12 protein-coding genes are annotated in these 11,709 nt (G+C 29.4%); 10 read left to right on the forward strand and 2 right to left on the reverse strand.

The annotated features are described in order from the left end of the window. Positions 1-73: 73 nt before the first annotated feature. On the reverse strand, positions 74-1,345 hold the full coding sequence (locus Q0762_RS08275; RefSeq protein WP_298765862.1) for a DUF2851 family protein: 1,272 nt from the start codon (positions 1,343-1,345) through the stop codon (positions 74-76). Between the two features lie 113 nt (positions 1,346-1,458). On the opposite strand from Q0762_RS08275, the gene Q0762_RS08280 reads away from it, so the two are divergent. From Q0762_RS08280 to Q0762_RS08325, 10 genes are all read left to right on the forward strand, one after another. Continuing rightward, positions 1,459-2,088 (forward strand): NAD(P)H-dependent oxidoreductase, encoded by a 630-nt coding sequence (locus Q0762_RS08280; protein ID WP_298765864.1) that lies wholly within the window; start codon positions 1,459-1,461, stop codon positions 2,086-2,088. Between the two features lie 128 nt (positions 2,089-2,216). Further along, entirely contained in the window at positions 2,217-3,677 is a 1,461-nt protein-coding gene (locus Q0762_RS08285) for an aminoacyl-histidine dipeptidase (protein WP_298765896.1), read from the forward strand. 191 nt (positions 3,678-3,868) lie between these two features. Beyond that, positions 3,869-4,633 carry an AAA family ATPase gene (locus Q0762_RS08290; protein WP_298765898.1) on the forward strand — a complete coding sequence of 255 codons (765 nt, stop codon included), beginning with the start codon at positions 3,869-3,871 and terminating at the stop codon, positions 4,631-4,633. Continuing rightward, positions 4,633-5,517, forward strand: coding sequence for a ParB/RepB/Spo0J family partition protein (locus Q0762_RS08295; RefSeq protein ID WP_298765899.1), 885 nt, complete (start codon positions 4,633-4,635; stop codon positions 5,515-5,517). The genes Q0762_RS08290 and Q0762_RS08295 overlap by 1 nt, the downstream gene beginning before the upstream one ends. A gap of 31 nt (positions 5,518-5,548) precedes the next feature. Beyond that, positions 5,549-6,100 carry a DUF5683 domain-containing protein gene (locus tag Q0762_RS08300; RefSeq protein ID WP_298765901.1) on the forward strand — a complete coding sequence of 184 codons (552 nt, stop codon included), beginning with the start codon at positions 5,549-5,551 and terminating at the stop codon, positions 6,098-6,100. A 2-nt stretch (positions 6,101-6,102) separates the two neighbouring features. Beyond that, the gene (gene dapB, locus Q0762_RS08305; RefSeq protein WP_298765903.1) at positions 6,103-6,804 is read left to right on the forward strand and encodes a 4-hydroxy-tetrahydrodipicolinate reductase; all 702 of its coding nucleotides are present in this window, start codon (positions 6,103-6,105) and stop codon (positions 6,802-6,804) included. 132 nt (positions 6,805-6,936) lie between these two features. Beyond that, complete coding sequence (gene lepB / locus Q0762_RS08310) at positions 6,937-8,637, forward strand: signal peptidase I (protein ID WP_298765904.1); 1,701 nt, start codon at positions 6,937-6,939, stop codon at positions 8,635-8,637. Positions 8,638-8,661: 24 nt separating this feature from the next. Beyond that, the gene (locus tag Q0762_RS08315) at positions 8,662-9,258 is read left to right on the forward strand and encodes a WbqC family protein (protein ID WP_298765906.1); all 597 of its coding nucleotides are present in this window, start codon (positions 8,662-8,664) and stop codon (positions 9,256-9,258) included. Positions 9,259-9,316: 58 nt separating this feature from the next. Then, positions 9,317-9,907 carry a Crp/Fnr family transcriptional regulator gene (locus Q0762_RS08320; protein ID WP_298765908.1) on the forward strand — a complete coding sequence of 197 codons (591 nt, stop codon included), beginning with the start codon at positions 9,317-9,319 and terminating at the stop codon, positions 9,905-9,907. A gap of 38 nt (positions 9,908-9,945) precedes the next feature. Further along, on the forward strand, positions 9,946-10,224 hold the full coding sequence (locus Q0762_RS08325; RefSeq protein ID WP_366940997.1) for a DUF6122 family protein: 279 nt from the start codon (positions 9,946-9,948) through the stop codon (positions 10,222-10,224). On the opposite strand, the gene Q0762_RS08330 is transcribed toward Q0762_RS08325, so the two are convergent. Next, positions 10,203-11,705, reverse strand: coding sequence for a lipopolysaccharide biosynthesis protein (locus Q0762_RS08330; protein WP_298765911.1), 1,503 nt, complete (start codon positions 11,703-11,705; stop codon positions 10,203-10,205). The genes Q0762_RS08325 and Q0762_RS08330 overlap by 22 nt on opposite strands. Positions 11,706-11,709: the final 4 nt, after the last annotated feature.

The following is an 11,709-nucleotide window of genomic DNA, read 5'->3' on the forward strand; positions in this document are numbered from 1 at the left end:
TAACTACCACTTTTCTACTTTAGTTGAATAAGACATATCAATTCAAAAATTTTTAGAATAAATAATATTTCTTCTATTTCCCTAAAACTTTTAAACCAATTGGACATTCTAAACATCGTTTTGGTGTGCAAAAATTATTTTTCAACTCCAATAAAGCTTGCGTATCATAAGCATTATTAACCTCTATTTTTAAAGATTTAAATTTAGAAATGATATTATTTTTCTCAGGTTTTATTTGTTGTAGTAAACTTAAATAAAATTCTTCATTAACTACTCCTGTGCGCTTTTCGTATAAAAATTTTAAAGGTATAATCGTATTTATAACCAAAAGATCTATAAAAGGTTTTGTTAATTTTTTAGATGAGGATTTAGAAATGGACTCAAAATTATAATGTGTTTTCCAGAACTCATCAATTTCAATAGAAAATAAGGCATAAAAATCTTTTAAGTTTTGAATAGCAATTATTTTTGAAAATAGGTTTTGATGCTTTTGAAATAAACCAACCAATTGGGCAATTCTAAGGGTAGGAAAATTATTGGGACGCATTCTAAAAAATGAAAAAGTGTTTTTAGGAATACTTTCTAAACCAAATTTATGTTTTAAATAGGCATATTCATTTTTTAATTTTTCATAATAACTTTCTTGTAAATCTTCTTCTAAAAAACCTGCTTGTCCAAATAAAAGAGCAGAAAATTGTAATTTATTAAAACTAGTTTTTTGAATTATAGAAAATTCTACAGATTGTGCCAATCTTAAAAAAGCCTCTCCGTTAATTTTTAAACCAAAATTTTTTGCCAAAAGGCAAAATAAAACTGCCTCAAAATTAGAATTTTCTTTATCAAGCAAACCTTTAATTTCTTTGGATTTTCGCTCTAATCTGTTAAAAAATAAGCGTTCTTTCCAATTCACTAAAGTAAAAGCATCTATTTTAGCAATAACAGCTTCACAAGCAATCCATTTTTGAGGAGCAAACAATAAACTTCTGTAGTTTTCTAAAACATTTTTTGCCACCAAATCTTTTAATACCAAAGTTGGTATTGCTTGGTTATTTTGCCTGTAAATACTTGCATCATTTTCCCAAACCACATGTAAAATAACACTATCATAGTTTTTATCAACCTCATGTTTATGCAAATACCAATCCGAAGATTTTATATGAATTTCAACATTACCAGCCCAAGTTTGTTCTGCTATCTTTAATCTTGCGTTTAAAAAGTCTGGCCCCGCATTTGTATTGTGTAAACCTACTTTTAAAACTTGTAGTTCTTCATGTAAAGTAGTTTTCAAATTTGCATTTGAAAACAATTTATATTTCCATACATAATGTAGAAAATCTTCATTCATAGTTTTTTGTTTTCAAGGTACAAAAAAATTGATACTTCTATCAATTTATACAATTAACAACAATCATTAAACCAAGAATATTGTGGTATTTTTGCATTTCTAAATTTACGGAAATGAATATTATAGAAAGCCTAAATTGGCGATATGCAGTAAAAAAATTCGATGATAAAAAAGAGTTATCTGCAACACAAATAAACACTTTAAAAGAAGCCTTTAATTTAACGGCCACTTCTTATGGTTTACAACCTTTAAAATTAGTGGTTGTAAAAAATAAGGAAATTCAAGAAAAATTATTACCAAATTCTTGGAACCAGCAACAAATTGTGCAAGCCTCTCACATTTTAGTAATCTGTGTAAAAGACAATTACACAACACAAGAAGTAGACGATTATTTTAATTTAACACAACAATTAAGAAACACTACAGATGAAATTATAAAACCATTTAAAACCTTTTTAACTGAAGAAATTGCTAAAAAAACACAAGAAGAATTATTTCTTTGGAACAAAAATCAAGCTTATATTGCTTTAGGTAATTTAATGACAGTTTGTGCTACAGAACAAATAGATGCTTGCCCAATGGAAGGTTTTTCTCCAGAAAAATATGATGAAATTCTAGGATTAAAAAATCACAATTTAAAATCGGTTTTAGTAATGCCTGTTGGTTTTAGAGCTGCAGATGATTATATGAAAGACCTAAAAAAAGTTAGAAAACCATTAACAGAAACAGTTATTGATTTCTAAAAAAAAGTATTTCACAAGAACAAAAACTCCTTTTACACGCACTTTCCTTTGCTTTTTAAAAGGAGTTTTAACTTTTAAAAACGCTACGAAAAGCGTATTTTTGAAAACAACATTTTTAAAATTTAATAATGAGTTTAGCCGTTAGAAATCAAGAACCAAAAGAGGTTTGGAATATGTTTGCCAATTTAAACGCTGTACCACGTCCTTCTAAAAAGGAAGAGCGAGTAATACAGTTTATGATTGATTTTGCAAACCAATTAAATTTAGAAAATTTTGTAGATAAAGTAGGTAATGTAATTGTTAGAAAACCTGCCACAAAAGGTTTTGAAAACAGAAAAACGGTAGTTTTACAAAGCCATTTAGACATGGTACATCAAAAAAACAATGCTACTGTTTTTGATTTTGATAAAGAAGGTATTCAAATGATTGTTGATGGTGATTGGATAAAAGCAGATGGTACAACTTTAGGCGCAGATAACGGTTTAGGCGTAGCCTCAATTATGGCTATTTTGGCATCAAAAACAATTGAACACCCTAATTTAGAAGCACTTTTTACGATTGATGAAGAAACAGGCATGACAGGTGCAATGGGTTTGGAAGCAGGTATTCTAAAAGGAGACATTCTGTTAAATTTAGATACAGAAGAAGATGATGAAATTGGTATGGGATGTGCTGGTGGTATAGATATTACAGCTACTAGAGTCTATAAAGAAGAAGCCACACCTATAGCAGCAACTGGTTATAAAATCTTTGTAAAAGGTTTAAATGGAGGGCATTCTGGAATGGACATTATAAAAGGTTTAGGAAATGCCAATAAAATTATGAATCGTTTATTATTTGACGGTTTTACCAACTTTGGTTTAAGAATTAATGAAATTAATGGTGGTAGTTTGCGAAATGCAATTCCTAGAGAAAGCACTGCTACAGTTGTAGTTGATAAAATCTCTAAAGAAACTTTTCTTCTTGAAACGGCAACTTTAATAAAAACAATACAAGAAGAATTTAAAATACTAGAACCAAATTTATCAATTGAATTAAAAGAAATTAGTGCGCCAGAAAAAGTAATGGAATTGAGTGCACAAGAGGTTTTACTTAAATCTATTTATGCTGCTTTAAATGGTGTATATAGAATGAGTGCAACAATTAGTAATTTGGTAGAAACCTCTAACAACATAGCTAGAATTATTGTAAAAAATGGTGCAATTAAAATTGGTTGTTTAACTCGTTCATCATCTGAAACCAATAAACTAGACTTGGCAAACTCTTTAAGATCTAGTTTTGAACTGGCAGATTTCACAGTAGAATTCTCTGGAAACTATCCAGGTTGGCAACCTAATTTAGATTCAGAAATTTTAAAGATCGCCGCAGAATTATATGAAAAACTATATGGCGAAAAAGCCAAAGTAGAAGCTTGTCATGCTGGTTTAGAATGTGGTATTTTAGGCCAAAACTACCCAAAAATGGATATGATTTCTTTTGGCCCAACTATAAGAGGTGCCCATTCACCCGATGAACGCGCAAGTATATCATCTACCCAAAAATTTTGGAAATTTCTTTTAGAAATTTTAAAAAACACACCAAAAAAATAGTTATAATTTCAAAATTTATGAGAATAAAATACTTATTTTTTTTCGATTAAAATTTGTGTAAAAAGACAAAAAAAATCAATATAAAACACTAAATTAAAGCTTGTTAAAAAAAAAATCTTTTGTTAACATCTTTCACTTTTTAAAGTCATAAAAAAATGTAATTTTACATTTACAAAAACAGGAACATTTCTATGGGTAAAATCATCGCAATTGCAAATCAAAAAGGTGGTGTTGGTAAAACAACAACTAGCGTAAATCTAGCAGCTTCTTTAGGTGTTTTAGAGAAAAAAATATTGCTTATAGATGCAGACCCACAGGCAAATGCCTCTTCTGGCTTAGGCATAGATGTAGAAACGGTAGAAAGTGGTACTTACAATGTTTTAGAACATACATTATCTGCAAAAGAAGCCATTATTAAAACAGACTCGCCAAACGTAGATATTATTCCAGCTCATATAGATTTAGTTGCTATAGAAATTGAATTGGTAGATAAACAAGAGCGAGAATACATGCTAAAAAAAGCATTAATAGAAGTTAAAGATTTATACGATTATATTATTATTGATTGTGCCCCTTCTTTAGGTTTAATAACATTAAATTCTTTGGTGGCAGCAGATGCAGTTATAATACCTATACAATGTGAATATTTTGCTTTAGAAGGTTTAGGAAAACTTTTAAATACCATTAAAAGTGTACAAAAAATTCACAATGCAGATTTAGAAATTGAAGGATTACTTTTAACAATGTTCGATTCGCGTTTACGCCTGTCTAATCAGGTTGTAGATGAAGTTAGAAAGCATTTTTCTAGTATGGTTTTTGATACAATTATTAGACGAAATACGCGTTTAGGTGAAGCACCTAGTTATGGTGAAAGTATAATTGCTTACGATGCAACTAGTAAAGGCGCTGTAAATTATTTAAATTTAGCACAAGAATTACTTAAAAAGAACGCGTAATGGCAAAAGCAACAAAAAAGCAAGCTTTAGGTAGAGGATTGTCTGCTTTACTAAAAGAATCTCCAAACATTAATTCTGCATCAGATAAAAATGCAGATAAAGTGGTAGGTAATATTATTGAAATTGAATTGGGTTTAATTGATGTAAATCCTTACCAACCTAGAACATATTTTGATGAAGAAGCCTTAAGAGAATTAGCAGGTTCCATAAAAGAACTAGGCGTAATTCAGCCAATTACTGTTAGAAAATTAGCGGGTAATAAATTTCAGTTGGTCTCTGGAGAACGCAGATTTAGAGCTTCTAAATTAATAGGCAATAAAACAGTACCAGCATACATTAGAATAGCTAACGACCAAGAAATGCTAGAAATGGCATTGGTAGAAAATATTCAAAGAAAAAATTTAGATCCAATAGAAGTTGCCCTTTCTTACCAACGTTTAATTGATGAAATAAAACTTACGCAAGAAGAGCTAAGTACAAGAGTTGGTAAAAAACGTTCTACGGTAACTAATTATTTAAGACTTTTAAAATTAGATCCTATTTTACAAACAGGCATGCGAGATGGCTTTATTTCTATGGGCCATGGTAGGGCAATGATTAATGTAGAAAACACGGAAGATCAACTCGCTATTTACGAGAAAATTTTAAGAGATAAATTATCTGTTAGGCAAACAGAAGATCTTGTAAAAAGCCTAAAAACAGGTAGTATTGCAAAGCCTAAAAAGAAAGCAATACCTGCTTTTGTAAAAAATAACACAAAAGAAATTAGCGCTTTTTTTGGTCACAAGGTAACAATTACTGCCACTAGCAATGGTAAGGGAAAAATATCTATTCCATTTCATTCTGAAGAAGATTTTAATCGCATAAAAAACTTACTAAAATAAGGTGCTTTTAAAAAAAATCATATTCGTTTTAGTGTTATCTTTTTCTAGTTTAACAATTTTAGCCCAAAAAGATGCTGCAAAGGTTAAAATAAAAAAAAATGCATCATTACAGCAAGGTAAATACGAACCTTTAAAACCAACTAAGGCTGCATTTTATTCTGCCATATTTCCTGGAATGGGTCAAATTTATAATAAAAAATATTGGAAAGCTCCATTAGTTTGGGCTGCCTTAGCAGTACCTACTTATTATTATCAACTAAATAATAACGAATACAAAAGATTCAGGCGTGCTTACAGATTAAGAAGAACTGGTTTTCAAGATGAGTTTACAGATAATTTTGGAAATGAAAGTGTTTCTTTAGAAACCTTAGAACGTGCACAACAACAATTAAGCGAAAATAGAGATTTATCTTTACTATCTGGTGTAATTGTTTACGTTTTACAAGTTTTAGAAGCCAGCGTAAATGCACACTTATTACAATTTAATACAGACGATAATTTAACAATTAGACCAACTATTGTGCAAGATCCAATTCAGTTTGATGCACCTAAAGTTGGTTTTACACTAAAATATACTTTTTAAAAATGAAAATTGCACTTTTAGGTTATGGAAGAATGGGTAAAGAAATTGAAAAAATTGCAGTTTCTAGAGGTCATGAAATAGTTATAAGAAAAGATGTAAACGATGTTATAGACATAAATATAGCAGATGTTGCCATAGATTTTAGTGTACCAACTTCTGCGTTTGATAACATTACCAATTGCATAAAAAATAATGTTCCTGTAATTTCTGGAACCACAGGTTGGTTAGAAAAATATAATGATGCTGTTGCTCTTTGTGAAAAAGAAAAAGGAGCGTTTATCTATGCATCCAACTTCAGCTTAGGGGTAAATATTTTCTTTGAACTGAACAAGCAGTTGGCAAAAATGATGCGTAATTTAGAAGATTACAACATTTCTTTGGAAGAGATTCATCACACCAAAAAATTAGACGCACCAAGTGGAACTGCAATTACTTTAGCGGAAGGAATTATAGAAAATTCAGCAAAAAAGAATTGGGATTTAGACGAAAAAACATCCGAAGAAAATATACCTATAGTAGCAAAAAGAATTCCTGAAGTTCCTGGTACGCACACAGTTTGGTACGACTCTAAGGTAGATTCTATAGAAATTAAACACACTGCACATAACAGACAAGGTTTTGCATTAGGAGCTGTGGTAGCTGCAGAATGGATTCTAGGAAAAACAGGCGTTTTTAATATGAAAGATGTGTTAAGTTTAAAATAAACTGTAACTTTTTTTATAAAAAAACACTAATTAAATAATAAATTGACTTCTTGAGCGCAGTTTAACCATTTATTTTTAATTTTTAAATAATATTGCTTTACTGCGCTTAAACAGACATCAAAATAAAAAATTATGACATTTACAGAATGGTTTATCTTCTTTTTAATTGTACAGATAATTCACTTTTTAGGTACTTGGAAGTTGTATGTTAAAGCAGGTAGAAAAGCGTGGGAAGCAGCAATACCCGTTTATAACGGCATTGTATTAATGCAAATTATAAATAGACCAAAATGGTGGATTATTCTACTATTTATACCCATTGTAAACCTTTTAATGTTTCCTGTAATTTGGATAGAAACCATAAGAACTTTTGGCTATTATAAAAAAATAGACTCTCTTTTAGTAATCTTAACTTTAGGCTTATATATTTTTTACATCAATTATAAAGAAGATGCTAAATACAATGCAGAAAGAAGTTTAAAACCGCGCTCTGAACTTGGGGAATGGGTTAGTTCTATTACTTTTGCTATTATAGCAGCAACGCTAGTGCATACTTATTTTATGCAACCTTTTACCATACCAACTTCTTCCCTAGAAAAATCGCTATTAATAGGAGACTATTTATTTGTTAGTAAATTTCATTATGGCGCCAGAGTTCCTTCAACAGTAATTGCAGCACCAATGGTGCACGATTCTTTGCCTTTTACAGGAACAGCTTCCTATTTAAAAAAACCACAATTACCGTACACAAGGTTACCAGGATTACAAAAAATAAAAAACAATGATATTGTTTGTTTTAATTGGCCTGCAGATTCTTTAGCAACCATGTGGGGCGATAATTCTGGAAAATTCACTTACAAACCTGTTGACAAAAAAACAAATTATGTAAAACGTTGTGTGGGTATTGCAGGAGATTCTTTAGAAATTAAAAATGGTTATGTTTACATAAATGGTAAGAAAAATGAGTTGCCATACAGAGCTAAAATTCAATTTTATTACACCTATGAAGCTAAAAAACCTATAGATAGAAATAGTTTTCCAAAGTTTTTAATAGAAAAAGAAAGAACAGGTGTTTATAGAATTTCTAATGAATACTGGAACGATTCTAGAGTGCAAGATGCATTTAAACAAAGTGCAAATTTAACCAAAATTGGTGCTGACTCTTTGTATACAGAAGTAGCAGGTGGTGTTGCGCAAAATTTAGCAACTCGTTTAAAAATGGAAAACGTTGCGAATAAAATAAATATTAATTTAACTGAGGAAGAAGTAATTCGTTTAAGAAAACAGCCAAACACAATTTCTGTAACTAAATTAAATTATGGTGCAGATAATGCTATTTTTCCTCATATAGAAAGCAATCATTGGAGTCAAGATAATTTTGGCCCAATATACATACCAAAAGCAGGAGCTACCGTTAAATTAGACACAAAGTCTTTACCATATTACGAGCAAATTATTAAGAATTATGAAAATAATGATTTAACTTTTGTTGGTGATGATATTTATATTAATGGTGAAAAAGCAGATACCTACACCTTTAAACAGGACTATTATTGGTTAATGGGTGATAACCGTCATAATTCTTTAGATGCACGTTATTGGGGTTATGTGCCTTTTGATCATGTTTTAGGAAAACCTGTATTAATATGGTTTAGTTGGGATGCAAATGCAGGCTCTTTTGGCGAGAAAATAAAATCGATACGTTGGGATAGAATGTTTACTACTGTTGGTGGAGACGGCGCACCAGTGTCCTATAGATATATAGCATTTGGTTTAATTGCCTTATATATTGGTTATAGCTTTTTAAAATCTAAAAAGAAAAAAACTAAATAACTTTATTCTTTTTGAAACAACATCATGGCGCTGTTTATACCCACGTACTTCTCTCCTATAATTCAATATCAAGAAATTATAAAATATAAGGATATTGTATTTGAAGTAGAAGATAATTTTCAGAAACAAAGCTATAGAAACCGTTGTTACATATACAATACAAATGGCAAACAACTATTAAACATACCTGTAAAACATCCAAAAAACTCGGATAGAAAAAAAACAAAAGATACACGCATAGAAAATGATGAAAATTGGCAAGATCAACATTTTAAGAGTTTAAAAACAGCCTACAGAAACTCTCCTTTTTTTGAGTTTTATGTAGACGATCTTTTACCAATTTTTGAAAAAAAATACACCTTTTTGCAAGATTTAAATATAGATACTTTTCTTTTTATAAATGATGCTCTGCAATTGGATATTAACTTTAAAAAATCTAATACCTACATAACTAACAATAATGTATTGGATTTCAGAGACTTGGCCGACTCCAAAAACAAACCAGAGATACAAGCCAAAAAATACATACAAATGTTTGACTTAAAGCATGGTTTTCTTCCAAATTTATCCATCTTAGATTTATTATTTATGGAAGGACCAAATAGTACTTGTTTATTGTGAAATTATGATTAACTTTGCCTAACCAAACTTTCCCCCATAAGAAATAAAAACATTTCTAATGGAAAACTTATTACATTACTTAGATGCGTTTGAAACTATATCAGACGAATCAAAAAAAAAGTTGTTTAAACTAGCAAAACCTGTATCTTTCAAAAAAGGAGAGTTTTTAGGTAAGCTAGGAGAAAAGCACAAATTCATTTACATTTTAGATACGGGTATAGTGCGTTCTACTTTTATAAACAATAAAGGAAAAGAACAAACTAGGAATATCTTTATGGGCAATAGAGCTGTAGGTGCTTTAGATGCATTGATTTTAGATAAGCCCGCAAAATTTAGTTACATCTGCTCTACAGACTGTACTCTTTTTGCCATACACTTTAAAAAGTTTAAAAAACTGGCCAAAAAAAACAACGCAATTGGGCATTTATATGCGAAAATTTTAGAGCTTGTATTTTTAGAGGTAGAATCTAAGGTCATTGAACTATCTAACTTAAATTCTACAGAAAGGTATTTGAAATTAATTAAGCAAACACCTGAAATTGAAAATGCTGTAAAGCAATATCACATTGCTTCATTCTTAAACATTACTCCTGTACAATTAAGCCGAATAAGACGTAGTTTAATAGAAAAATCTTCAACATTAGCCTAATAAATAACTTTTAATATTTGACTATACTACATTATGGCTTGCATTTTATTGCACCTCTAGGAATTTCGTTACTATTTTTTAGAAAAAAATGGAAGATGGTATATTTGATATTTTTAGCCTCTATGTTAGTAGATTTAGACCATTTACTGGCTACACCAATTTTTGTTGAAGAACGATGTAGTATAAATTTTCATCCGCTACATTCTTATATTGCTATTGGTTTTTATACGGCTGGCTTGTACTTTAAAAAAGTAAGAATACTTTGTATTGCACTGCTATTTCATATGTTTACAGACTATTTAGATTGTCTTTTATAAAACTTGTTTAAAAGTGCATCAAATTCATTAGAAATTTTTAATTTAATTACTAAAAAAATATAAAGAATTGTAATTAAAATACTTTTTAGAGCAATATTAATGATTGGTGATACTGTAAAATCTAAAATTACTATCTCTCCTATGGAAAAATCCCAAAAATAAAATGCAGAAAACAGTACCATTATTATTGTTAGCATTTTTAAAGATTTCGGAGTAAAAGGTGTTATAGAAAATTTATAATGTACAAACCATAACTTAAAAGAATTAAATAGTAATAAGGTTATTAGAGTTGATAATGCAAGACCATCTGTACCTATTTGTAAATTAAAATAAAACAATTTATTTAAAAAATACACACATAAAGACATACCAACAGCAATTGGTAATGCAATTTTGTAAAATTTAGAATTATTTATAATAGCTCCATTACTTCCTAAAAACATAGTAAAAAGTTTTGCCGCAGAAATCATTAAAACCACCAATTCTCCACCAGCATAACCTTTTTCTGGCATTAATTTAAATAATTCTCTAACGCCACAGTTTACTAGAATAAAAAAGAGTCCGCCCACTAAAAGCAAATTTATAGAACTCTTTTTGTATAAATTTTCTACTTCTTTTGTATTAAATTCATTTAAAGATTTTGATGTTAAAGGTTGTAAAATCTGTGTCATAGCTCTACTAGGAGCCTCTATAAAAGAGCCAATAAATACGGCTACAGAATAATACGCTGCCTTTTCTATAGTGTCTTTTCCTGGAATCATTATTTTATCTATATCTAGTAATATAGCACCCGCAGAACCTGCAAGAATTATATATAAAGAATATTTTAAAACTTCTAAATAATTATCTGGTAGCTTAAAATAAAACTTAGGAAAATACATAGAAAATGCATAAAACATCATTACAAAAGCTCTTAAAACATAAGCTCCTGTTAAAAAGTAAATAAACTCTGGTTTGGTTATAAATTCACAAAAAACAGCTATTAATAAAATACAAACTACTACTCTATTCCATAGTTCTTTTAAAATATTACCAAAAACAGTTTGTAATTGTACTTTTGTCCAAGAATAAAAAAGTTCAAAATAGGCACAGGCTACAGCAACTGCATAAATATAAAAAGTATAATTTTCTATAATTTCATTTTCTTCTGTAACTCTACTCATAATCCATGTATGTGCATAATCCCAAAAAAAACCTAATGGTAAAGCTATAAAGAAGGGTAAAAATATTACAGACCATAAAAATTTATCTTTTTCTACTTTTGTGCTATAAGAAGAATAAAATTTTACAATTGTATATTGAATTCCAAATGCTGTTAACGGCATTATTAAATTAGAGGCAGATAGTAAAAAAGTAACCATTCCGTAAAATTCAGATTCTAAAAACCTGGGATAAAAAACAATGGTATTTATACCTCCTACTAAAAAAGCTCCGTAAATAATTATTGTATTTCTAAAAGATTGCTTTAAAACAATTCCCATATAA

Origin of the sequence: uncultured Polaribacter sp., from assembly GCF_947495205.1 — a bacterium.
Lineage (GTDB): Bacteria > Bacteroidota > Bacteroidia > Flavobacteriales > Flavobacteriaceae > Polaribacter.

Coding starts and splice junctions, on each gene's coding strand:
- Q0762_RS08275 (WP_298765862.1), bottom strand. CDS start 1,345: ATGAATGAAGATTTTCTACATTATGTATGGAAATATAAATTGTTTTCA.
- Q0762_RS08280 (WP_298765864.1), top strand. CDS start 1,459: ATGAATATTATAGAAAGCCTAAATTGGCGATATGCAGTAAAAAAATTC.
- Q0762_RS08285 (WP_298765896.1), top strand. CDS start 2,217: ATGAGTTTAGCCGTTAGAAATCAAGAACCAAAAGAGGTTTGGAATATG.
- Q0762_RS08290 (WP_298765898.1), top strand. CDS start 3,869: ATGGGTAAAATCATCGCAATTGCAAATCAAAAAGGTGGTGTTGGTAAA.
- Q0762_RS08295 (WP_298765899.1), top strand. CDS start 4,633: ATGGCAAAAGCAACAAAAAAGCAAGCTTTAGGTAGAGGATTGTCTGCT.
- dapB (WP_298765903.1), top strand. CDS start 6,103: ATGAAAATTGCACTTTTAGGTTATGGAAGAATGGGTAAAGAAATTGAA.
- lepB (WP_298765904.1), top strand. CDS start 6,937: ATGACATTTACAGAATGGTTTATCTTCTTTTTAATTGTACAGATAATT.
- Q0762_RS08315 (WP_298765906.1), top strand. CDS start 8,662: ATGGCGCTGTTTATACCCACGTACTTCTCTCCTATAATTCAATATCAA.
- Q0762_RS08320 (WP_298765908.1), top strand. CDS start 9,317: ATGGAAAACTTATTACATTACTTAGATGCGTTTGAAACTATATCAGAC.
- Q0762_RS08330 (WP_298765911.1), bottom strand. CDS start 11,705: ATGGGAATTGTTTTAAAGCAATCTTTTAGAAATACAATAATTATTTAC.